This window comes from Streptomyces sp. NBC_00490 (assembly GCF_036013645.1).
Lineage (GTDB): Bacteria > Actinomycetota > Actinomycetes > Streptomycetales > Streptomycetaceae > Streptomyces > Streptomyces canus_F.
Genome location: NZ_CP107869.1, coordinates 7,789,019 through 7,812,102, shown reverse-complemented (window position 1 = coordinate 7,812,102; position 23,084 = coordinate 7,789,019). Strand labels below are relative to the sequence as shown.

Below are 23,084 nucleotides of genomic sequence, written 5' to 3'. Positions count from 1 at the left end.
GGTCGGCGGGGTTTACGGGGCCTAGGTTGCCCGCCAGACCGTCACGTCCGCCATCAGGGAGCTGATTCCGGGTGTGTCCCACAGCGCGGTGTTCTTCACCTGGACCACGAGCAACGCGATGTCCCCGGAGGGGTGCCTGACACAGAACTCGCTGCCGGCGGAGGCGGCGGCCAGCGGAAAGTCGTGGTAGGTCTTGCCGCCCTCGTCCTCGGCGCCACCGAGGATCCAACGGCAGTCCCCCAAGGTGGCACCCGGTTCCTCGGCGATGTACTGGACGATCAAGCTGTCGTCGCTCGCCAGCGAACAACCGACGTCTTCGCAGGTGAAGCGGACGTCACCCTGGCGGTCCTCACGGGTCGCCGGGCGTTTGCCGTCGTGGAGGTACAGAGAGTTCTTCTCGTTCAGCATCTGGGGCACGTCCGCCGATATCGCGCGAGGCTGCCCAGCGGACGTCGAGGCTGAGGAGGAACTCGACGTCTCTTCCGCCGCATCCTCGACTTCCGTGTCCGTCCCAGCCGACGCCGACGCCCCCGCCGCCCGCCCCGACACCGTCGCATCCGGCGTCGAAGACGTGGTCGGACCCCGCCCCTCGTCACCGTCCGCCCCTCCCCCGACGTTCCACACCAGCCCCGTCACCAGCAACGCGCCCGCGGCCACAACCCCGCCCGCGATCAGCGCCGTACGACGTCGACGGCCCCGGCGCTGCTCCGGCACCGCCGGTACCGTCGCCCGCGCCGGGGCGATCAGCGGCATCGTGTGCACCGGCGTCGGGTCGGGGACCGGGGCCGGGACGGTCACTTCGGGCCCCGTGATCTCCTGCCACACCGCCGGTCCACCGCCCGCGTCCGCGTCCCGGCCGAGCCGCTGCCGACACCACTCGACGACCTCGGCGAGGGTGGCCCGGTCCTGAGGGGCCTTGGCGAGGCACCGCTCGATCAGCGGCCGGAGCGCCTCGGGCAGCCGGGACAGGTCGGGGTCGGAGTGGACGATCCGGTAGAGGATGGTCGCCGAGGGACCGTCCCCGTACAGCGCCTCGCCCAGGGCCGCGAACGCCGCCGTCTGGCCCAGCGCGAAGACATCCGTCGCCGGTGTGATGTCGCCCGCGACCGCCTGCTCGGGGGCCATGAACTGGGGTGTGCCGACGGCCGCGCCGGTGGCCGTGTAGGCCGTGGTGTCGGCGGCCAGGGAGATGCCGAAGTCGATGACCCGGGGGCCGTCGGCGGCCAGGAGCACGTTGGAGGGCTTCAGGTCCCGGTGGACGATTCCCTCGCCGTGGATGGCCTGGAGCGCCTCGGCCACGCCCGCCATCAGCCACAGCACCGCCGGTACCGGCAGCGGGCCGCGTCGGTGGACGGCTTCCGCGAGGGAGGGTCCGGGGATGTAGAGCGTGGCCAGCCAGGGCGGACGGGCGTCCGCGTCGGCGTCGATGAGCTCGGCGGTGTAGGCGCCCCGGACCCGGCGGGCCGCCTTGATCTCCCGGCCGAAACGGCGCCGGAAGTCCGGGTCGTCGGCCAGCTCCGGGCGTACCACCTTGATCGCCACCGGTCGGCCGCCCGCCGTGTGCGACAGATAGACCCGACCCATGCCACCCGCGCCGAGCCGGGCGGCGAGACGGTAACCGGCCACCGCGGGCGGATCGTCCACCTGAAGTGGCTGGAACACGTCAGCCGCGTTGTTCACCTGTCCCCCTGCTCCCCTGATCCCCTGTCGCATCGGTCCGATCACACGTGCGACACAGCAGCAGCCTAAAGGGTTTTCTGTGACCGCTGACCAGGCTCGGGACCAGGACCGTCCAGCCGGGCCGCCCACCTGATCCCGCCCAGCAGATGCGCCCGGAAGTCCGGGTCCTCGTACGCCTCGGCGGCGTGGCCGAGCGCCGTGTAGAAGACGCGCCCCGCCCCCTGCTCGCGGCACCAGACCAGCGGGTGGTCGGCACCCATGCCGCCGCCGTCGTACGACGACTCGTCGGCGCGGGCCAACACCCGAACCGTGCCGCGGGGGTTGGTGCGGAAGTCGTACCACTCGTCGGTGAAGTCCCATACGGCGGGCAGGTGTCGGGTGGCCGGGTGCTCGCGGTCCTCGATGACGGCCTTGCCGGGCTGGTACTCGGGGTGCCGGTCGAAGCGGGCGCCCAGGAGTTCGCCGTAGTACGGCCAGTCGTACTCGGTGCAGGCCGCCGCGTGTACGCCGACGAAGCCGCCGCCCGACTCGACATACGAGGCAAGGCGTTCGCGGCCCGTCGGGGTGAGGATCTCGCCGCTGGTGGAGAGGAAGACGATGGCGGCGTACCGCTCCAGGGGTGACTCCAGTGCCGTCGGGTCCTCGCTCGCGTCGACCTCGAAGGCGCCGAGGGTGCGTACGGCGGCGACGGCGGCCGGGATGGAGTCGTGCCGGTAGTCGGTGGTGCGGGTGTGGACGAGGAGTCGGGGTGCCATGCCGGCGACCCTATGCCGCGGGTGGTTCAGGTCCCGCCGAGGTCACGCCGAAGTGACCGGGCCCAAAACTCCGGCAGCCCGACGCAATCCTGGCCTCCGCGTGAGGCGACCGGCCACCGCCTGGGTGTTCCATCGCGGAGGCGGCTCTGCGTAGCCTCGGCTGCACGATGAACACCATTCCCGCACGACTTGACCACCTCGTCCTCGCAACTCCCGATCTGGCGGCGACGGTCGCCGACTTCACGCGGCGTACCGGTGTGGCGCCCGCTCCGGGCGGGGTGCACATCGGCTTCGGCACCCGCAACCACCTGGTGTCGCTGGGCGGCACGGGCTATCTGGAGATCATCGGTCCGGACCCGGAGCAGCCCGAGCCGCGGGGGCCGCGCCCCTTCGACGTCGACACGCTGGCGGCGCCCCGCACGGTGACCTGGGCGATCAGTCCGCCGGACCTGGACGCGGCGGTCACGACCGCCCGGGCCCGGGGGTACGACCCGGGCATGGTGCATCCGATGAGCCGTCGCAGACCGGACGGCACTCTGCTGGAGTGGCGGCTGACGGACGGCGAGACCCAACACCCCTCCGGTCTGGTGCCGTTCCTCATCGACTGGGGCACCGCGGTCCACCCGTCGGCCTCCGGTCTGCCCGCCACTCCCCTGCTGGCACTGTCGGCGACCGCCCCCGACCCGGGCGAGATCCGCGCCCTGCTCGCGACCCTCGACACCGAACTCCCCGTCACCGAGGGGCCGGTGGGGCTCTCCTTCACGGTGGACACCCCGCTGGGGCCGGTCAGCTTCGACTGACGGCGGGCGGCGGCGTCGTCATCGAGGAAGAGGACACGTCCGATTCCTTCAAGACCGGCCGCTCCCGCTCTGCCTACGGTGGCCGTATGACTCCACGATTCGATGCCATCGGCCTGATCGTCTCCGACATGGCCGCCTCCGTCGCCTTCTACCGCCGCCTGGGGTTCGAGTTCCCCGAGGGGGCCGAGCAGGAGGGGCATGTCGAGGCACAACTGCCGGGCGGCCTGCGGCTGTTGCTGGACACCGAGGAGGTGGTGCGGTCCTTCCACGCGAGCTGGCAGCCGCCGACGGGCGGCGGTCGCACGGCCCTTGCCCTGCGGTGCGACAGTCCCGCCGAGGTGGATGCGGTGTACGAGGAGCTGGTGAACGCCGGTCACCACGGCGAGCTGAAGCCGTGGGACGCCGTGTGGGGCCAGCGGTACGCGAGCCTGCTCGACCCGGACGGCAACGGCGTCGACCTGTTCGCGCCGCTACCCGCGGCCCAGTAGCTCGGTCAGCGGCACACCGGCCAACTCCCTGACATCCCGCGCCAGATGGGCCTGGTCGGCGAAGCCGGCGCGCACCGCCGTCTCCGCGTACGGCACCCCGCCCCGGGCCAGGCCGAGCGCCCGTTGCAAGCGCAGCACCCGGGCCAGGGTCTTGGGGCCGTATCCGAATGCGGCGAGGCATCTGCGGTGCAACTGGCGGGCGCCGAGCCCGATTTCGTCGGCGGTCGCCGCGACCGGCCGGCCCGCGTCGAGGGCGTCCGCGACATGTCGTAGCAGAGGATCGGCCGGTCCGACGTCGGCCGCCCGACGCAACGCCACTTCTTCGAGCCCGCTCGCCGGATCGGCGGCCGCGTTCACACGCGCGGTGAGCCGCCGTACCTCGGCGGCCGGCCACAGGTCGGCGAGTTCCACCCGCCGGTCGAGCAACTCCCGGGCGGGAACGCCGAGCAGCCCGGGCGCGGTACCGGGCGGGAACCGAACCCCCGCCCACGCGGTCGGCGCGCCTTCCGTGACGTACGCACGCGTGTCGGGCCCGGCGACCAGCAGCCGCCCTTCGTGCCACAGCAGATCCATGCACCCGTCGGGCAGGACGCGCCCCGGGCCGGACCCGGACGGGGTATTGGTCCAGACGACGGCACCGTCGAGCCGGGAGGCCCACTCCGCGTACATAACAACCAGGCTACGCGGCACCCACCCAGGGGCGCGGGACTGATCGATCTGCGGCTGCGCCGCGTGGGCGCGAGCAACCACGGACAACCCGCACCCGGCAGCGCTCCTACGCCACCCTCCCCCGATGCTCCTGCGGACTCACCCCGTACACCCGCTTGAAGGCACTGGACAGCGCGAACGCACTCCCGTACCCCACCTGCCGGGCGATCGCGTCGAGCGTCGCGTCGCTGTCCCGAAGACGATCCGCGGCCAACGCCAGCCGCCACCCGGTCAGATACGTCATCGGCGGCTCCCCCACCAGCTCCGTGAACCGCCGAGCGAGGGCGGCCCTGGAAACCCCGGCCTTCGCCGCGAGCGACGCCACCGTCCACGGGTGGGCCGGATCGTCCTGGACCAGTCGCAGCACCCGCCCGACGACGGGGTCCGCCATCGCCCGGTACCACGCCGGTGCCGCCGCCTCGGGCCTGGAGAACCACGCCCGCAGTGCCGCGATGACCAGCAGGTCGAGCAGCCGGTCGAGGACGACCTCCTGGCCGGGCTCGTCGCGCACGATCTCGTCCATGAGGAACGGCGTGAGCGGGCAGTCCCACACGTCGGAGGTGAGGGTGAGCAGTGGCGGCAGCGCGTCCAGCAGTCGCGCGCTGACCTCGCCCTGCCACAGATACGTGCCGATCAGCATCACGGCGGACCCGTCGAGCCGGTCGCCCCAGGTCCGCACGCCCAGGTCCATGGAGCCGTTCAGGGCACGCCCGTCCGGGTAGTGGCACTCGGCGCCCGGCAGGATCACCGCCTGGGGTTCCGTGCCGGGGTCGTCGGCGCAGGTGTACGGGTCGGGGCCGCGGGCGATGGCGAGGTCGCCGGCCCGCAGCCGTACCCTCCCCCAGCCTTCGGCCGGGGGGACCCCCATCTCGCTCCGCTCGCCCGCGTCCGGCGTGATCCACGCCTCGCCGCGGATCATGAGCATGACGGTGAGGGGGGCGCGGTCCTCGATGCGTATGCACCAGGGGGGTTCGAAACACGCTCGGATCATGAAGGCGCCCCGCGCGCGGGGACCCTCCAAGAGGCCTGCGAGAGCGTCCATGCGGCCAGCCTAGACGGCCGCGTATGGGAATGAGCCGTTCAGCGATGGGGAGTTGGGGCGTGCGGCCGTTGACTTGAGGCATGGCAGACAACACGGTGAAGAAGACAGTGGTGGTGACCGGGGCCTCGGGTCGTACGGGCAGCCGGGTGGCTCAGGCGGTGGGGGCGGCGGGGTTCGAGGTGCGGGCCGCGTCCCGGGCCCGGGGCTTCGACTGGGAGAACCCGACGACCTGGGCGGAGGCCCTGCGGGACGCGGACGCGGCGTATCTGATGTACCCCTCCGACGTCGGCTCCCCCGCGGCGGCCGAGGGTGTCGGGGCACTCGCCCGGGAGGCGGTCGGCCTCGGCGTACGGCGGCTGGTGCTGCTGTCGGCGCGGGGTGAGACGCAGGCGCTGGCGACGGAGGAGGCGTTGAAGTCGTCGGGGGCGCGGTGGACGGTCGTACGGGCGTCGTGGTTCTCGCAGAACTTCAGTGAGGGGCCGCTGGTGGCGGAGCTGCGCCGGGGGGAGCTGGCGTTTCTGGCGGGTGAGGTCGCGGAGCCGTTCCTCGATGTGCGGGACATCGCGGACGTGGTCGCGGTGGCGTTGACGTCCGGGGACGCCTATGTGGGGCGGACCCTGGAGCTGACGGGGCCGCGGTTGCTGTCGTTCCGGGAGGCGGTCGCGGAGATCGCCGGGGCCACCGGGAGGGATCTGGCGTACATCCCGGTTCCGGCGCGGGACTACGGGGAGGCGCTGGTGGGGTTCGGGGTGCCGCCGGAGGAGGCGGAGTTCCTGGTGGAGGTGTTCGAGGGACTGCTCGACGGGCGGAACGCGCGTCTCACGGACGGGGTCCGGGAGGTGCTGGGGCGTGCGCCTCGGGACTTCGGGGACTTTGTCCGGGAGGCTGCGGCGGCGGGGGTCTGGAAGGGGTAGCGCACGCGCGGGCCCCCGGGCACACCCGGCAACCCGGCGGCTTCTACGAACCGTCCTCCTTGTGCGGGGGGTGCGTGCTCTTCGCGTGGGCCCGCAGTCTCGCCGTCACGTCCTCCGGCGGCAGGAACCGCGACCATCGCTCCGGGAACTCCGACGGCATGTCGGGGTCCTCCGGGTCGATCTTGTGGTGGGCCGCGGCGCGTGCGACGTACTCGGCGACCTGTGCCTCGCGGACCCGCTCGTTCGCGGCGCGGGCCGCCGCCGTCGCGGCGGCCGGCCAGACGCGGTCGATCGCGGCGTTGACCGCGGCGCCGACGAGGACGGCGAAGGCGGAGACGCCGATCCACAGCATCACGGCGACGGCGGCGGCGAGGGAGCCGTAGATCGACGCGCCCTCGATGGTGTTCGTGAGGTAGATGCGCAGCAGGAAGCTGCCGAGCACCCACATGGCGAGGGCGACCAGTGCGCCGGGCACGTCCTCGATCCAGGGAGAGCGCACAGGGACGGACACGTGGTAGAGCGTGGTCAGGAAGGCGATCGACAGGACCATCACCACCGGCCAGTACAGGATCTGCACGAGGGTCTCCGACCACGGCACGATCCGCACCACCGCGTCCGGGCCCGCGACCATCAGCGGCAGCGCGATGGAGCCGATCAGCAGGGCCGCGAGGAAGAGCAGGAACGCCACCAGTCGAGTCTTGACGATCCCCCGGACGCCGTCGAGGCCGTACATGACGGTGATGGTGTCGATGAAGACGTTGACCGCGCGGGAGCCGGACCACAGGGCGAAGAGGAAGCCTATGGAGATGACGTCGGGGCGGCCGCCGTTCATCACGTCGTCGAGGATCGGCTGCGCGATCTGCCGTACGCCCTTGTCGGACAGGACGGTGCGCGAGGCCTCCAGGAGGTTGGCCTCCAGGCTGCTGATGCTGTCGGTTCCGGTCCAGTCGTCGACGTAGCCGAGCAGGCCGATCATGCTGAGCAGCAGCGGCGGCACGGACAGCAGCGTGAAGAACGCGGCCTCGGCCGCGAGGCCCAGGATGCGGTACTCCATGCACGAGTTGACGGTGTCCTTGAGCAGCAGCCAGGCGGTCCTGCGCTTGGAGACGTCCCGATAGAGGGCACGCGCCCGGTGGAGGCGGCCGGAGGGGGGCCGCTGGGGGGATTCACTTGCTGGCTGCACGCCCTAAAGGTATCCGTCGCGGGAGGCTGCACTCATCCCCCGGGTGGGCGCCGGGCGTGTGCGGGCAGGTAGGCGATTCGAACCATTTTCCTGTCATGTCCGCGTTGGCGTGAATGTTCGGTCACTTATGTGAACACCCCGGTCCGGAAATTCCCGGGGTTCAGAAACAGGTCAATGACCGAAAATGTCTTGAAGTGTTCATGAATCAGTCGAAACAATCCTGACTGCATTCGTTGCGTCTGCCGAGGATCACTCGGGCGCACACGACACGGGGGAATTCACAGGTCACTGACCATGACCTTTTTCAGCCGCGTCGCCTGTGACACGCCCTTTTCCGCGGCCACTCCCCTCACCTTCAGAACGCGTCGCACCGCATTTCTCACTCCCCCGGGGAACTGCACCCATCACCGAGGAGCCCTCTGTGCCGAACGTCGATGCGGGTACGGCCATGAACACGATCCCGCAATGGACCCTCGACCCGAGGCCCGGCACCGCGGTGTACGAGGTCAGGCTGCCGGACGGCCTGCCGGTCGACGCACAGGCCGTCCGGGCCGCACACGACAGGGTGCTCGCCACCTTCTCCGCGGACCGCGACGACACCGTCCTCCACGTCACCCTCACCGGCCGCACGCTGCGTCTGCGCTACCGCACCGACGTCCTGGACCGCGAGGCCGCCGCCCGGATCACCGGCTACCACCTGAGCGCCCTCACCACCCCGGTACGGCGCAGCCTGCTGTCCGAGGCCGAACTCCGCTTCCAGCTGGAGGAGCTCGCCGGTCCGCGCCGCCCGCTGCCCGACCGGCGGGTCCACGAACTGTTCGAGGAGCGGGCGGCGGCCCACCCCGGCACCGTGGCCGCCGTGGAAGGGGACAGGCAGTGGACGTACGGCGAACTCAACTCCCGGGCGAACCGCATCGGCCGGGCCCTGCTGGAGCACGGACTGCGGCCCGAGGGTGTCGTCGGCGTCATCATGGAACGCAACCTCGACTGGCTGGCCGCCGTCCTGGGCGTCCTCAAGGCGGGCGGTGTGTATCTGCCGATCGAGCCGCACCTCCCGGCCGGACGCGTCAGGGCGATCCTCACCCGCGCCGACTACGACCTCGTCCTCACCAAGGACTCCGTGGCGGCCGCCTACGAGGAGGACCACGCCGGGACCGACCTCGGTGTCCCCGTCGCGGCGGACCGACTGGCGTACATCTGCTTCACGTCGGGCTCCACGGGCGAGCCCAAAGGCGCGATGTGCGAGCACGCCGGTTTCGTCAACCACGTCCTCGCCAAGCTGGAGGACCTGGACATCGGCCCCGGGCAGGTGGTCGCGCAGACCGCGCCGCAGTGCCTCGGCGTCTCCCTGTGGCAGCTGCTGGCCGCGCTGCTGGTGGGCGGGCGGACGCTGCTGATCGGGCAGGACACGATCCAGGACGTGCCGCGGTTCCTGGACACCATCGAGCGCGGCCGGGTCAACGTGCTCCAGGTGGTGCCCCCGTATCTGGAGGCGGTGCTGGCCGAGTTGGAGCGCCGGCCACGTGAACTGCCCCATCTGCGCCGGGTGTCGGTGACCGGGGAGGCGGTGAGGAAGGAGCTGGTGGAGCGCTGGTTCGCGGCCCGCACCGGGATCCCGTTGGTCAACGCGTACGGTCTGACGGAGACTTCGGGCGACACCCACCACGAGGTCATGGACCGGGTGCCTGACGGGGCGCGGGTCCCTCTGGGGCGGCCCATCGCCAACGTGCGGATCTACATCGTCGACGAGCGGTTGCTGCCCGTGCCGCTGGGCGCGCCCGGCGAGATCGTCTTCTCCGGGGTGTGCGTGGGCCGCGGATACGTCGACGATCCCGAGCGCACGGAGGCGGCGTTCACCGAGGACCCGTTCCGGCCCGGCGAGCGGCTGTACCGCAGCGGTGACCACGGGCGCCGGCTGCCCGACGGGAGGCTGGAGTTCCTCGGCCGCCGGGACACCCGGGTGAGGATCCGCGGCTTCCGTGTCGAGATCGGCGAGATCGAGAGCGCGCTGTTGCGGGTGCCCGGCGTCCTTGACGCGGCGGTGGTCGTCGTACGGGGGACGCGACTGGTCGCGTTCTGCACCGGGGCGGCGCCGGTCGACGCGGATGTCGTACGCGAGAAGCTGGCCGGCTCGCTGCCCGCGCACATGATCCCGTCGGTCGTGCACTGGCACCGGCGGCTGCCGTTGACCGCCAACGGCAAGACCGACCGGCGCACGCTGACCGCGCTCGCCGAGGACCTCGACACACGCACGGACGGGCCCCGTACGCCGGTCGAACTGCGGCTCGCCGCCGCCTGGGCCGAGGTGCTCGGGATCCCGGCCGACGGGATCGGCCGTCACGACCACTTCTTCGACCGCGGCGGCACCTCGCTGACCGCCGTGAAGCTGGCGACCGCCCTGGACCGGGCGATCACCCTCAAGGACGTCGTCCGCCATCCGGTCCTCGCGGACCTCGCGGGCCTGCTCGACCGGACCGCCTGAGTCGGCGCCGGCGGCATCGGCTAGGTCACCGAGGGCGACGCCCGGTCCGGCCGCCGCGTGAGCGCGAGGAGGCCACGACGGACCCGCACCCGCCGAACGACTTCACGCGCCCGCGGCGGGTAGGTTCCCCCCCATGGCAGGCAGCACGCACACGGTGACCAACCAGCCCCCGCCCCTGATCGGCCACGACGTCTACACAGCCGACAAAGCCCTGGTGGCGGCGGTGGAACGGCATGTGGACCCCCTACACCTGGACGACGTCCGAAGCGAACTGGTCGCCTTCGGCAAGACCTCCGGTTCCGCCCAGGTCCAGGAATGGGGCGCACAGGCCAACGAGAACCCGCCCCGTCTGAGGACCCACGACCGCTACGGCCACCGCGTCGACGAGGTCGATTTCCACCCGGCCTGGCACCGCCTCCTCGGCAAGGGCGTCTCCGCCGGTCTCACCGCCGCCTGGACCCGCCCCGCCGGCCACGTCCGCCGAGCCGCCGCGTTCCTGATCTGGACCCAGGTCGACGCCGGCAACCTCTGCCCCCTGTCGATGACCCACGCCGCCGTCCCCGCCCTCCGCACGGACCCCGCCCTCGCCGAGGAGTGGGAGCCCCGGCTGACCTCGATGGTCTACGACCGTGAGCTGCGGCCCGCGCACCAGAAGGCGGGCGCCCTGTTCGGCATGGGGATGACGGAGAAGCAGGGCGGCAGCGACGTACGGGCGGGCACCACCCGGGCCACCCCGCTGGCCGAGGACGGCACCTACGAGCTGACCGGCCACAAGTGGTTCTGCTCGGCCCCCATGTCGGACGGGTTCCTCGTCCTCGCCCAGGCCCCCGAGGGCCTCACCTGCTTCCTCGTCCCGCGCGTCCTGGACGACGGCACCCGCAACCCGTTCCGTATCCAGCGCCTCAAGGACAAGCTCGGCAACCGCTCCAACGCCTCCGCCGAGGTCGAGTTCGACGGCACCTGGGCACGCAGGGTCGGCGAGGAGGACCGGGGGGTGCGGACCATCATCGAGATGGTCGCGGCGACCCGGCTCGACTGCGTGCTCGGTTCGGCGGGTCTGATGCGGCAGGCCGTCACCCAGGCCGTCCACCACTGCACCTACCGCGAGGCCTTCGGCGGCAAGCTCGTCGACAAGCCCCTGATGCGCAACGTGCTGGCCGATCTCGCCCTGGAGTCCGAGGCGGCGACCACCCTCGCGCTGCGGCTCGCGGCGGCCTACGACGACGGCGGCGAGCAGGAGCGGGCCTTCCTGCGGATCGCGGTGCCGGCCGCCAAGTACTGGGTGACCAAGCGCTGCCCCCCGGTGACGCTGGAGGCCGCCGAGTGCCTGGGCGGCAACGGCTACGTCGAGGACTCCGGCATGCCCCGGCTGGTGCGCGAGTCCCCGCTCAACTCGATCTGGGAGGGCGCGGGCAACATCCAGGCCCTGGACGTGCTGCGGGCCCTGCAACGAGAGCCCCTGGCGCTCAACGCCTACCTCCAGGAGGTCGGCAAGGCCCGCGGCGCCGACCACCGCCTGGACGGCGCGATCAAGAACCTCCTGACGGAACTGGCCGACCTGGAGGGCGTAGAGGCCCGAGCCCGACGCCTCACCGAACGCCTCGCCCTCGTCCTCCAGGGCTCCCTACTGGTCCGTTTCGCACCCCCGGAGGTAGCCGACGCCTTCTGCGCGTCCCGCCTAGGCGGAGACGGCGGCACAGCCTTCGGCACCCTGCCCCACAGTCTGCCGCTGGCTTCCCTCGTGGAGCGCGCCCGACCGACCTAGGGGCGCGGGGAACCGCGCGACCAGGCACCCTGCGCCGGCTTCCATCGTGGAGCGCGCCCGACCAACCCAGGGGCGCGGGGAACTGCGCGACCAGCCACCAACCGGCCCGCAGACGCCAACGCACATCACCAGGCACCTCAGGACGCGAACCACGCAACCGCCGGAGGTAGGCGGTGGTGCTCGGCACCCTGCCCCACAGTCCGCCGCTGACTTCCATCATGAACCGCGCCCGACCACCCCAGGGGCGCGGGGAACGGCGCGACCAGCCACCAACCGGCCCGCAGACGCCAACGCACATCACCAGGCACCCCAGGACGCGAATCACGCAACCGCCGGAGGTAGGCGGTGGTGCTCGGCACCCTGCCCCACAGTCCGCCGCTGACTTCCATCATGAACCGCGCCCGACCAACCCAGGGGCGCGGGGAACTGCGCGACCAGCCACCAACCGGCCCGCAGACGCCAACGCACATCACCAGGCACCCCAGGACGCGAACCGCGCAACCGCCGGAGGTAGGGGGTGGTGCTGCGCCGACACGGCACCACCCCCGCCTTGGCCCGTTCGAGGCCGCGAACGCCGCTCGGGACGGCGTCGCTCAAGTTTCAAACAAGGCCTGGCCGTCCACCAGGGTTGCAGGGGGTTGCAACTTGCTGCTGACTGTGGCCGGACTGTGTCCCTCCGCGAGGGCCGAACGGCACTATGAGACAGACAGTCAGGACGGACCTCGCCCACGTGGCCGAAAGGCGACGAGGAACCGGTTGTCCGCAGCCCTTCATCAGCCCCTCGTCAGCCCTTCAACCGGGAGGATCCCGTGGCGCACCCGCCGACGGACGTCACCCAGCTCGCCGCCGTGGACGCGGCGCGCGCGGCACGGGTGCTCAGCGACGTGCGCTCCGCCACGCTCTCCGGGCAGCGGGCCCCGGTCGCACCCCGTCCGGTGATCGAGCAGTCCTGGGGGCGGATGCTGCGCGGCGGGGTCGACCCCGACCATGACTTCCGGACCGGGCTGCTGTCCCGGGAGGAGGTGCAGCGGCGGCGCGAGACCTCGGCGCTGCGGCACGTCCTGCCGGTGCTGCGGCAGGGGCTGGTGTCGGTCGCGGACGCCGCCCACCACATCATGGTCGTCGCCGACGAGGACGGCCGGGTGCTGTGGCGGGAGGGCAGTTCCCCGGTGCTGCGCAAGGCCGACGGGACCGGCTTCGAACTCGGCGCGGACTGGCGGGAGAGCGTCATCGGCACCAACGGCATCGGCACCCCGGTGGTGGCCCGCCGGCCGGTGCAGGTCTTCGCCTCCGAGCACTTCGTGCGTTCGCAGACCTCCTGGACCTGCACCGGGGCGCCGATCACGGACCCGCGGGACGGCCGGCTGATCGGTGTGGTGGACGTGAGCGGCCCGCTGGACACGATGCATCCGGCGACCCTCGCCTGGGTCGACTCGGTCGCCAAGCTCGCCGAGGCCCGGCTGCGGGAGCTGCACCAGGCCTCCCTCGAGCAGCTGCGCGCGGTGGGGGCGCCGGTGCTGGCGCGGCTCGGCGGCCGGGCCCTGGTGGTGGACGGGGACGGCTGGACGGCCGCGGTGACCGGGATGCCGTACCAGAACCGGATCGGGCTGCCCAGGTCGCTGACGGCGGGCCGGCGGTGGCTGCCGACGCTGGGCCTGTGCTCGGTGGAGCCCCTCGCGGGGGGCTGGCTGGTGCGGGCGGCGGCGGAGCCGGTACCGGCGGGCACCGCCCGTATCGTCCTGGATCTGTCGCAGCCGCGCCGCTGGTCGGTGACGGTGTCCGGGATCGCCGGGTCGTGGAGCCACGAACTGAGTCCTCGGCACGCCGAGTTGCTGTATCTGCTGGCCGTGCACCGGGGCGGTCGCAGCGCGGCGGGCCTGGCCGAGGACATGTTCGGCGACCCGGAGCGCAGGGTGACGGTGCGTGCGGAGATGTCCCGGATCCGCCGATATCTCGGGGGACTTCTGGAACACCGGCCGTATCGTTTCTGCGAAGGTGCGGAGGTCGAGGTTCTCCGCCCCGCGGACCCGCACGACCTGCTGCCGCACTCCACGGCACCCGCGGTGACCGGCAAGCGGTTGTCCGCACACCTGCCCTGAAGCACCCAACAGGCGGCATCTTTCGCATATTTGCAGGGTCTTCGTCCCCGGCAGGGTCTGACTGCCGTAGCATCCCTGTACGGGCCACCCCACCTGCTCCTCCGTCAACGTACGGATCACCAGGCGCAGTTGGCTCGCCTCGGGAGGACGACATGATGCAGCGCGGCAGACACCGCAGGCAGAAGCGGGGCAGAGCGGCACGCGCCTTCCTGGCCGGGACCGCCCTCGCCCTCACCGCCGCCGCCACGATGATCAGTGCCTCACAGGCCACGGTCGCCGACGATCCCGGGGCGCTGAAGCCGCTCGCCACGTCCGCCGAGACGGACGTCCTGCGGCTGCGGGAGCACCTGGAGCCGCAGCGCAGCCTCGACCGGCTCTCCTCCTCGATGGGCACACCGACCGGCGTCGGCGCGGTCCTCGACAGCGCCGACCACACGCTGCGCACCGCCGCCGACTGCGCTCCCACCGAGCGCGAGGCGCTGCCCGTCGAGCCGGCCGCCACCCGCGCGTACTGCTGGGACGCCGCCGACACCCGTTCCTGGCGGGCCGGCGCGGTCACCACGTCGGGCGACGCGGACGACGACGGCCTGTGGGGTCAGAACCGGGTGATCCTCTCCGCCTGGTCGCATGGCGCCCATGATCTGGCCCGGGTGGCGTTCATCGACGCCAACGACCTGGAGCGGCCCACCTACTCCTGGGTCCTGCTCACGGTCCCGGTCGACGGCGGCCGCGACTACCGCGCCCTCGACTCGCGGGTCTCCGGCATGGTCTGGTACCAGGACAAACTGCTGGTGACCGCCGCCGAGGGGCTGTACGTGTACGACATGGACCGCGTCCAGCGCACCACGGTGGACAGCCCCGCCGTCGGCCGCGTGGACGGCGGCTGGGCGGCACACGGCAGCCGCTGGGTCCTGCCCGCGGTCGGCACCTACAGCCTGGCCGGCGGGAAGGCCGCCGCGCAGCCCGGCTATCTCTCCCTGGACCGCAGCACCTCCCCCGACAGCCTGGTCGCGAGCGAGTGGGTCTCCAAGGACGACGACCGGGACGTCCGGCTGTGGCGCTACGACTTCAGCGCCGCCTCCGACCGTGCCGGCCTCCTGACCACCGACCCCGCCGGGTACACCCGGGTCGACGAGGCGTACGAGACGAAGGCGGCCGGTGTCGGCGCCGTGCTGTCGTACGGCTCGAACTGGTACCTGGGCCGTGCCGCGGACGCGGACGGCGGCCACGGGACGCTGTGGCGGCAGAGCGCGACCGGCGCGCGGGCCACCCGGTGCGGCACCGACGAGACCCGCCAGTGCTGGAGCACCGAGTCGGAGTCCCTCTCCTACTGGGAGGCGACCGGTGAGGTCTGGTCCCAGTCGGGCCGGATGCTGTTCGCCATGCCGCTGGCCTCGGTCGACCGAGCGCTGGGTTAGGGCAGGACCACGGCCCGCCGGGCGGATCACGGAGCCGTTCGACAGATGATCGGGCCGGATGGTTCCCTGGCAGACATGGCCAACATCCCCGTGACCACCTGGTCCCTGGAACAGACCGACCCGACCGACGTCCTCCCGGCCGCCGGGCCGGACGGTGACGTCAGGATCGTGCGCTCCGAGGTCCCCTCCCCCGAGTTCAGCCGCTTCCTGTACGCCTCCGTCGGCGGCGACATCCGCTGGATCGACCGGCTCGGCTGGACGTACCGGCAGTGGGAGGAGCACCTGGGCCGGCCCGGCGTGGAGACATGGGTGGCGTACGACCGGGGCACGCCCGCGGGGTACGTGGAGCTGGAGCCGCAGGACGACGGGGTCGTGGAGATCGTCTACTTCGGGCTGATCCCGGCGTTCCGGGGCCGCCGGATCGGCGGCCACCTGCTGTCGTACGGCGCCGCCCGCGCCTGGGACCTCGCGGACCGCTGGCCGGGGCTGGCGCCGACGAAGCGGGTCTGGCTGCATACGTGCAGCCTGGACGGCGAGCACGCCATGGACAACTACCTGCGCCGGGGCTTCAAGCTCTTCGACACCAAGGTCGAGGAGGAGCCCGACGTGGCCGCTCCGGGGCCCTGGCCGGGCGCCTACCCGGTCTGACCTGCGCGGACAAGACTCCGCGCGCGGTATGTGATCGAGACCACCCTCGTCTCACTCTTCGGGACCAGGGTGTCCGCATGATGGACGAAGCTGGACTGTGTCCAGATCGCCGTGACACGCTTCCGTCATGTCTGGAACTGGAATTGCCTTGGTGAGTCGGCGGCACGTCGACCTCGGCCGCATGTCCAGCGCCATCTGTCCGGCGCGCTAGCGAGCCGCAGCGCCGCCCGACATCTCCCGCATCGGTCTCATCCCTGCGCAATGCTGCGCACGTACACGTATGCGCCCGTACGCGCAGGTCAGAGCCGCTTTCCCGCCTGTCCCGAAGGACGAATAACCATGGCCGCCACCCCGCAGAACCCTGCTGCCACGACTCCCCGCCGCAAGGTGAGCCGTCACCGCGGTGAGGGTCAGTGGGCCGCGGGACACCACACCCCGCTGAACGGCAACGAGCAGTTCAAGAAGGACGACGACGGTCTCAATGTGCGGACACGCATTGAGACGATCTACTCCAAGCGGGGCTTCGACTCGATCGACCCCAACGACCTGCGCGGCCGGATGCGCTGGTGGGGCCTCTACACCCAGCGCAAGCCCGGGATCGACGGCGGCAAGACCGCGATCCTGGAGCCGGAGGAGCTGGACGACAAGTACTTCATGCTGCGGGTGCGGATCGACGGCGGACGCCTCACCACCCAGCAGCTGCGGGTGATCGGCGAGATCTCCGAGGAGTTCGCGCGCGGCAGCGCGGACGTCACCGACCGGCAGAACATCCAGCTGCACTGGATCCGCATCGAGGACGTCCCGGAGATCTGGAACCGCCTCGAGGCGGTCGGCCTGTCGACCACCGAGGCCTGCGGCGACTGCCCGCGTGTGGTCATCGGCTCGCCGGTCGCCGGTATCGCCGAGGACGAGATCATCGACGGCTCCTGGGCCATCGACGAGATCCACGAGCGGTACATCGGCAGCAAGGAGTTCTCCAACCTGCCGCGCAAGTTCAAGACGGCGATCTCCGGCTCCCCGCTGCTCGACGTGGTCCACGAGATCAACGACATCGCCTTCGTCGGCGTCGAGCACCCCGAGCACGGCCCCGGTTTCGACCTGTGGGTCGGCGGCGGCCTGTCCACCAACCCCAAGCTCGGCGTCCGGCTCGGCGCCTGGGTTCCGCTGGACGAGGTGCCCGAGGTGTGGGCCGGCGTGGTCGGCATCTTCCGCGACTGGGGCTACCGCCGCCTGCGCACCCGCGCGCGTCTGAAGTTCCTCGTCGCCGACTGGGGCCCGGAGAAGTTCCGCCAGGTCCTGGAGGACGACTACCTCGAGCGCAAGCTGGTCGACGGCCCCGCGCCCGCCGAGCCCTCCGGCCGCTGGCGCGACCACGTCGGCGTCCACCGCCAGAAGGACGGCCTGTTCTACGTCGGTTTCGCCCCGCGCGTCGGCCGCGTCGACGGCACCACACTGACGAAGATCGCCGAGGTCGCCGAGGCGCACGGCTCGGGCCGGGTACGGACCACCGTCGAGCAGAAGATGATCATCCTCGATGTCGAGGAGGCGCAGGTCCAGCCGCTGGTCGAGGCCCTGGAGGCGCTCGACCTCACCGCCAAGCCCTCTCCGTTCCGGCGCGGCACCATGGCGTGCACCGGCATCGAGTACTGCAAGCTCGCCATCGTCGAGACCAAGGCGCGCGGCTCGCAGCTGATCGACGAACTGGAGCGCCGGATCCCGGAGTTCGACGAGCCGCTCACCATCAACCTCAACGGCTGCCCGAACGCCTGCGCCCGTATCCAGGTGGCGGACATCGGTCTCAAGGGCCAGCTCATGCTCAACGACCAGGGCGAGCAGGTCGAGGGCTACCAGGTGCACCTGGGCGGCGCCCTCGGTCTGGAGGCCGGGTTCGGCCGCAAGGTGCGTGGTCTGAAGGTCACCTCCGAGGAGCTGCCCGACTACGTCGAGCGGGTCCTGAAGCGGTTCCAGGCCGAGCGCGAGGAGGGCGAGCGCTTCGCCGCCTGGGCCTCGCGTGCCAGCGAGGAGGCCCTGTCATGAGCGAGCGGGCCGCCCCCTTCTACTGCCCCTACTGCGGTGACGAGGACCTCCGTCCGAGCGAGCAGTCCCACGGCGCCTGGGAATGCGCGGCGTGCAACCGCGCATTCCAGTTGAAGTTCCTCGGGCTGCTCGCCCGGGGCCTTCAGCACTCCGACGCAGGGGGAGACCAGATATGACCGCGATTCAGGAAGAGCGCACCACCGACGATCTCAAGGCACTCGCCGAGCAGGCGGGCCGCGACCTGGAGGACGCCTCCGCGCTGGAGATCCTCCAGTGGGCCGTCGACACCTTCGGGGCCCGCTTCTGCGTGACCTCCTCGATGGAGGACGCGGTCGTCTCCCATCTGGCGTCCCGGGTCCGCAAGGGCGTGGACGTCGTCTTCCTCGACACCGGCTACCACTTCGAGGAGACCATCGGCACCCGCGACGCGGTCGAGGCCGTGATGGACGTCAACGTCATCACGCTGTCGCCGACGCGGACGGTCGCCGAGCAGGACGCCGAGTTCGGCCCGAAGCTGCACGACCGCGACCCCGACCTGTGCTGCAGGATGCGCAAGGTCGAGCCGCTGGAGCGGGGCCTGAAGGACTACCTGGCCTGGGCGACCGGGCTGCGCCGCGACGAGTCCCCGACCCGGGCGAACACCCCGGTCGTCGGCTGGGACGAGAAGCGCCGGAAGGTCAAGATCTCCCCGATCGCCCGCTGGACCCAGGACGACGTGGACGCGTACGTCGCCGAACACGGCGTCCTCACCAACCCGCTGCTGATGGACGGCTACGCCTCCGTCGGCTGCGCCCCCTGCACCCGCCGGGTCCTGGAGGGCGAGGACGCGCGCGCCGGGCGCTGGGCGGGCCGCGGCAAGACCGAGTGCGGGCTGCACGCATGACCATCACCGAGAAGGAGTTGCACGTGACGACCGGAGCCACCGTCTGGCTCACGGGTCTGCCGAGTGCCGGCAAGACCACCATCGCGTACGAGCTGGCGGGCCGGCTGCGCGAGGAGGGCCATCTCGTCGAGGTGCTCGACGGCGACGAGATCCGCGAGTTCATCTCGGCGGGCCTCGGCTTCAGCCGCGAGGACCGGCACACGAACGTGCAGCGCATCGGCTTCCTCGCCGAACTGCTCGCCCGCAACGGCGTCAAGGCGCTCGTCCCGGTGATCGCGCCCTACGCGGACAGCCGTGACGCGGTGCGCAAGCGCCACCAGGAGAGCGGGGCGGCGTACCTGGAGATCCACGTGGCCACTCCGGTCGAGGTGTGCTCCGTACGCGATGTGAAGGGTCTGTACGCCAAGCAGGCCGCGGGCGAGCTGACCGGGCTGACCGGCGTCGACGACCCGTACGAGGAGCCCGACTCGCCCGACCTGCGGATCGAGTCGCAGGACCAGACCGTCCAGGAGTCCGCGGCGGCTGTGCACGCGCTGCTCACCGAGAGGGGACTGGCATGACGACGACCGTTGCGGCGGTGGCGGAGGGTACGGACGCTCCGTACGCCCTCTCCCACCTGGACGCCCTCGAGTCCGAGGCCGTGCACATCTTCCGCGAGGTGGCGGGTGAGTTCGAGCGGCCGGTGATCCTGTTCTCCGGCGGCAAGGACTCCATCGTCATGCTGCACCTGGCACTGAAGGCGTTCGCCCCCGCGGCGATCCCCTTCTCGCTGCTGCACGTCGACACCGGGCACAACTTCCCCGAGGTCCTGGAGTACCGCGACCGCACCGTCGAGCGGCACGGTCTGCGGCTGCATGTCGCCTCCGTGCAGGACTACATCGACCGCGGTGTCCTCAAGGAGCGCCCGGACGGGACCCGCAACCCGCTCCAGACCCTCCCGCTGACCGAGAAGATCCAGGCGGAGAAGTTCGACGCCGTCTTCGGCGGTGGCCGGCGCGACGAGGAGAAGGCCCGCGCCAAGGAGCGGGTGTTCTCCCTGCGCGACGAGTTCTCCCAGTGGGACCCGCGCCGCCAGCGCCCCGAGCTGTGGAACCTCTACAACGGCCGGCACGCCCCCGGCGAGCACGTCCGCGTCTTCCCGCTGTCCAACTGGACCGAGCTGGACGTCTGGCAGTACATCGCCCGCGAGGGCATCGAGCTGCCGGAGATCTACTTCGCGCACGAGCGCGAGGTGTTCTCCCGCTCCGGCATGTGGCTGACTCCCGGCGAGTGGGGCGGCCCCAAGGACGGCGAGACGGTCGAGAAGCGCCTGGTGCGCTACCGGACCGTCGGCGACATGTCCTGCACCGGCGCGGTCGACTCGGACGCGGTGACGCTGGACGACGTCATCGTCGAGATCGCCGCCTCCCGGCTCACCGAGCGGGGCGCGACCCGCGCCGACGACAAGATGTCCGAGGCCGCGATGGAAGACCGTAAGCGCGAGGGGTACTTCTAAGCATGAGCACGACCACGGAACTCTCCGAGACCACGCTCCTGCGGTTCGCCACCGCCGGCTCCGTCGACGACGGCAAGTCCACGCTGGTGGGCCGGCTGCTGCACGACTCCAAGTCGGTCCTCACCGACCAGCTGGAGGCCGTGGAGCGCGCCTCGACCGCGCGCGGGCAGGAAGGTCCCGACCTCGCACTGCTCACCGACGGTCTGCGGGCCGAGCGCGAGCAGGGCATCACGATCGACGTGGCGTACCGCTACTTCGCCACCGCCAAGCGCCGGTTCATCCTCGCGGACACCCCGGGGCACGTGCAGTACACCCGCAACATGGTGACGGGCGCCTCCACGGCCGAGCTGACGGTGATCCTGATCGACGCCCGCAACGGTGTCGTCGAGCAGACCCGCCGGCACGCCGCCCTCGCGGCGCTGCTGCGGGTGCCGCACGTGGTCCTCGCCGTGAACAAGATGGACCTGGTCGACTACCAGGAGTCCGTGTTCGCCGCGATCGCCGAGGAGTTCACGGCGTACGCGCTCGAACTAGGCGTCCCGGAGGTCACCGCGATCCCGATCTCGGCGCTCGCCGGTGACAACGTGGTGGAGCCGTCCGCGAACATGGACTGGTACGGCGGCCCCACCGTCCTGGAGCACCTGGAGACGGTCCCGGTCATCCACGACCTCAGCCACTGCCACGCGCGGCTGCCCGTGCAGTTCGTGATCCGTCCGCAGACCGCCGAGCACCCCGACTACCGCGGTTACGCCGGTCAGATCGCCGCCGGTTCGTTCCGGGTCGGCGAGTCGGTGACCGTGCTGCCCTCGGGCCGCAGCTCGAAGATCTCCGGCATCGACCTGCTCGGCGAGCCGGTCTCCATCGCCTGGACGACCCAGTCGGTGACGGTCCTCCTGGAGGACGACATCGACATCTCGCGCGGCGACCTGATCGTGCCCAGCAAGGACGCCCCGCCGACCACCCAGGACATCGAGGCGACCGTCTGCCATGTGGCCGACGCGCCGCTGACCGTCGGTCACCGGGTGCTGCTCAAGCACGGCACCCGCACGGTGAAGGCGATCGTCAAGGACATCCCGTCCCGTCTCACGCTCGACGACCTGTCCCTGCACCCGCACCCGGGACAGCTCGTCGCCAACGACATCGGCCGGGTGAAGATCCGCACCGCGGAGCCGCTGCCGGTGGACTCCTACTCGGACTCCCGGCGTACCGGTTCGTTCATCCTGATCGACCCCAACGACGGCACCACGCTCACCGCGGGCATGGTCGGCGAGTCGTTCGCGTCCCCGGAGCCCGTCAAGGACGCCTCCGAGGACGACGGGTGGGACTTCTGACATGAACTCTCCCGACATCTACTCCACGTTCGCGAAGGAGGGCGGCCGCGTCGGCAGCGGTGCGCTCGGCAGCGGGCAGGGCGGAGTGGCGCGATGTGTGCGCTGACGTACGCGCACCGCTTGCGCGCCCCGTCCCCCCACCCGACGTCCCGGACGAGACGAAGACCTGCCGACCTCCCGGCCACGACCTGAGAGACCGTGACCGCCGGGCCTCCGAGAGGAACACCTCCCGTGCCTGCAAAATCCGCTCTTCGCCGCACCTTCGCGGTCATAGCCGCGCTCCCCCTTCTCACCCTCGCCGCCTGCGGCTACGGCTCCGACGCCAAGGACGACGACACCGCCAAGGTCGCCGCGGGGGCGAAGAAGATCGACGGTCTCGACTCCGTCAAGATCGGCTACTTCGGGAACCTGACCCACGCCACCGCGCTGGTCGGCGCGAACAAGGGCTTCTTCCAGAAGGAACTCGGCGCCACCAAGGCGTCGTACGCGACCTTCAACGCCGGTCCCTCCGAGATCGAGGCGCTCAACTCCGGATCCATCGACATCGGCTGGATCGGCCCCTCCCCGGCGATCAACGGCTACACCAAGTCCAAGGGCACCAACCTGCGCATCATCGGCGGTTCGGCGTCCGGCGGTGTGAAGCTCGTCGTCAACCCGGAGAAGATCAAGTCCGTCAAGGACGTCAAGGGCAAGAAGATCGCCACCCCGCAGCTGGGCAACACGCAGGACGTGGCGTTCCTCAACTGGATCTCGGAGCAGGGCTGGAAGGTCGACGCCGAGAGCGGCAAGGGCGACGTGTCGGTGGTCCGTACCGACAACAAGGTCACCCCGGACGCCTACAAGTCCGGTTCCATCGACGGCGCCTGGGTGCCGGAGCCGACCGCGTCGAAGCTGGTCGCCGAGGGCGGCAAGGTGCTGCTCGACGAGGCGGACCTGTGGCCGGACAAGAAGTTCGTGATCACGAACATCATCGTGTCGCAGAAGTTCCTCAAGGCGCACCCGAAGGCCGTCGAGGCGGTCCTGAAGGCCTCGGTCGAGTCCAACAAGTGGATCAACGCCAACCCGGACGAGGCCAAGGCCGCGGCGAACAAGCAGCTGGAGGCCGACTCGGGCAAGGCGCTCCCGGCGGACGTCCTGGACCCGGCGTGGAAGTCCATCCAGTTCACCAACGACCCGCTGGCCGCCACCCTCAACACCGAGGCGGAGCACGCGGTGAAGGCCGGTCTCCTGGAGGACCCGCTGCTGGACGGCATCTACGACCTCACGCTTTTGAACAAGGTCCTCAAGGCCGCGGGTGAGAGCACGGTCGACGACGCCGGTCTCGGCGTCAAGTAAGTCCTGACCCCCTAAGTCCCC

21 protein-coding genes are annotated in these 23,084 nt (G+C 71.2%); 16 read left to right on the top strand and 5 right to left on the bottom strand.

The window, feature by feature from the left end; all coding sequences use genetic code 11:
* Positions 1 to 21 precede the first annotated feature (21 nt).
* Both OG381_RS35650 and OG381_RS35645 read right to left on the bottom strand, forming a co-directional pair.
* On the bottom strand, positions 22 to 1,680 hold the full coding sequence (locus OG381_RS35650; RefSeq protein ID WP_327720106.1) for a serine/threonine-protein kinase: 1,659 nt from the start codon (positions 1,678 to 1,680) through the stop codon (positions 22 to 24).
* A gap of 65 nt (positions 1,681 to 1,745) precedes the next feature.
* Positions 1,746 to 2,435, bottom strand: a complete 690-nt coding sequence (locus tag OG381_RS35645) for a ThuA domain-containing protein (RefSeq protein WP_327720105.1) — start codon at positions 2,433 to 2,435, stop codon at positions 1,746 to 1,748.
* 167 nt (positions 2,436 to 2,602) lie between these two features.
* Between OG381_RS35645 and OG381_RS35640 the strand changes: the two genes are divergently transcribed.
* On the top strand, positions 2,603 to 3,235 hold the full coding sequence (locus OG381_RS35640) for a VOC family protein (RefSeq protein WP_327720104.1): 633 nt from the start codon (positions 2,603 to 2,605) through the stop codon (positions 3,233 to 3,235).
* Between the two features lie 86 nt (positions 3,236 to 3,321).
* Positions 3,322 to 3,723 carry a VOC family protein gene (locus OG381_RS35635; RefSeq protein ID WP_327720103.1) on the top strand — a complete coding sequence of 134 codons (402 nt, stop codon included), beginning with the start codon at positions 3,322 to 3,324 and terminating at the stop codon, positions 3,721 to 3,723.
* Here the strand turns inward: OG381_RS35635 and OG381_RS35630 are convergent.
* Both OG381_RS35630 and OG381_RS35625 read right to left on the bottom strand, forming a co-directional pair.
* Complete coding sequence (locus OG381_RS35630; protein ID WP_327720102.1) at positions 3,706 to 4,392, bottom strand: helix-turn-helix domain-containing protein; 687 nt, start codon at positions 4,390 to 4,392, stop codon at positions 3,706 to 3,708. The genes OG381_RS35635 and OG381_RS35630 overlap by 18 nt on opposite strands.
* A 106-nt stretch (positions 4,393 to 4,498) precedes the next feature.
* Entirely contained in the window at positions 4,499 to 5,473 is a 975-nt protein-coding gene (locus OG381_RS35625; protein WP_327720101.1) for an AraC family transcriptional regulator, read from the bottom strand.
* A gap of 80 nt (positions 5,474 to 5,553) precedes the next feature.
* Between OG381_RS35625 and OG381_RS35620 the strand changes: the two genes are divergently transcribed.
* Positions 5,554 to 6,387: an NmrA family transcriptional regulator gene (locus OG381_RS35620; protein ID WP_327720100.1), complete on the top strand. Its 834-nt coding sequence runs from the start codon at positions 5,554 to 5,556 to the stop codon at positions 6,385 to 6,387.
* Between the two features lie 43 nt (positions 6,388 to 6,430).
* Here OG381_RS35620 and OG381_RS35615 read toward each other — a convergent pair whose 3' ends face one another.
* Positions 6,431 to 7,570 (bottom strand): YihY/virulence factor BrkB family protein, encoded by a 1,140-nt coding sequence (locus OG381_RS35615; protein ID WP_327720099.1) that lies wholly within the window; start codon positions 7,568 to 7,570, stop codon positions 6,431 to 6,433.
* Between the two features lie 448 nt (positions 7,571 to 8,018).
* Here OG381_RS35615 and OG381_RS35610 point away from each other — a divergent pair, with 448 nt between their 5' ends.
* The 13 genes from OG381_RS35610 to OG381_RS35550 all read left to right on the top strand — a co-directional run bounded on the left by OG381_RS35610 (position 8,019) and on the right by OG381_RS35550 (position 23,063).
* Entirely contained in the window at positions 8,019 to 10,052 is a 2,034-nt protein-coding gene (locus OG381_RS35610; RefSeq protein ID WP_327722630.1) for a non-ribosomal peptide synthetase, read from the top strand.
* Positions 10,053 to 10,185: 133 nt separating this feature from the next.
* Entirely contained in the window at positions 10,186 to 11,817 is a 1,632-nt protein-coding gene (locus tag OG381_RS35605) for an acyl-CoA dehydrogenase family protein (protein WP_327720098.1), read from the top strand.
* An 809-nt stretch (positions 11,818 to 12,626) separates the two neighbouring features.
* Positions 12,627 to 13,916 (top strand): GAF domain-containing protein, encoded by a 1,290-nt coding sequence (locus tag OG381_RS35600; protein WP_327720097.1) that lies wholly within the window; start codon positions 12,627 to 12,629, stop codon positions 13,914 to 13,916.
* 152 nt (positions 13,917 to 14,068) lie between these two features.
* Entirely contained in the window at positions 14,069 to 15,334 is a 1,266-nt protein-coding gene (locus tag OG381_RS35595; RefSeq protein ID WP_327720096.1) for a hypothetical protein, read from the top strand.
* Between the two features lie 75 nt (positions 15,335 to 15,409).
* Positions 15,410 to 15,982 (top strand): GNAT family N-acetyltransferase, encoded by a 573-nt coding sequence (locus OG381_RS35590; RefSeq protein WP_327720095.1) that lies wholly within the window; start codon positions 15,410 to 15,412, stop codon positions 15,980 to 15,982.
* Positions 15,983 to 16,109: 127 nt separating this feature from the next.
* The gene (locus OG381_RS35585) at positions 16,110 to 16,193 is read left to right on the top strand and encodes a putative leader peptide (RefSeq protein ID WP_310591794.1); all 84 of its coding nucleotides are present in this window, start codon (positions 16,110 to 16,112) and stop codon (positions 16,191 to 16,193) included.
* Positions 16,194 to 16,321: 128 nt separating this feature from the next.
* Positions 16,322 to 18,019, top strand: a complete 1,698-nt coding sequence (locus tag OG381_RS35580) for a nitrite/sulfite reductase (RefSeq protein ID WP_327720094.1) — start codon at positions 16,322 to 16,324, stop codon at positions 18,017 to 18,019.
* Positions 18,016 to 18,195, top strand: a complete 180-nt coding sequence (locus tag OG381_RS35575) for a hypothetical protein (RefSeq protein ID WP_307024434.1) — start codon at positions 18,016 to 18,018, stop codon at positions 18,193 to 18,195. The genes OG381_RS35580 and OG381_RS35575 overlap by 4 nt, the downstream gene beginning before the upstream one ends.
* Positions 18,192 to 18,902 (top strand): phosphoadenylyl-sulfate reductase, encoded by a 711-nt coding sequence (locus OG381_RS35570; RefSeq protein WP_327720093.1) that lies wholly within the window; start codon positions 18,192 to 18,194, stop codon positions 18,900 to 18,902. The genes OG381_RS35575 and OG381_RS35570 overlap by 4 nt, the downstream gene beginning before the upstream one ends.
* Complete coding sequence (cysC, locus tag OG381_RS35565; RefSeq protein WP_327720092.1) at positions 18,899 to 19,462, top strand: adenylyl-sulfate kinase; 564 nt, start codon at positions 18,899 to 18,901, stop codon at positions 19,460 to 19,462. Before OG381_RS35570 ends, cysC begins: the two co-directional genes overlap by 4 nt.
* Positions 19,459 to 20,397, top strand: coding sequence for a sulfate adenylyltransferase subunit CysD (gene cysD / locus OG381_RS35560; RefSeq protein WP_327720091.1), 939 nt, complete (start codon positions 19,459 to 19,461; stop codon positions 20,395 to 20,397). Before cysC ends, cysD begins: the two co-directional genes overlap by 4 nt.
* A gap of 2 nt (positions 20,398 to 20,399) precedes the next feature.
* Positions 20,400 to 21,728 carry a sulfate adenylyltransferase subunit 1 gene (locus OG381_RS35555; RefSeq protein WP_327720090.1) on the top strand — a complete coding sequence of 443 codons (1,329 nt, stop codon included), beginning with the start codon at positions 20,400 to 20,402 and terminating at the stop codon, positions 21,726 to 21,728.
* A 231-nt stretch (positions 21,729 to 21,959) separates the two neighbouring features.
* Complete coding sequence (locus tag OG381_RS35550; RefSeq protein WP_327720089.1) at positions 21,960 to 23,063, top strand: aliphatic sulfonate ABC transporter substrate-binding protein; 1,104 nt, start codon at positions 21,960 to 21,962, stop codon at positions 23,061 to 23,063.
* Positions 23,064 to 23,084 lie beyond the last annotated feature (21 nt).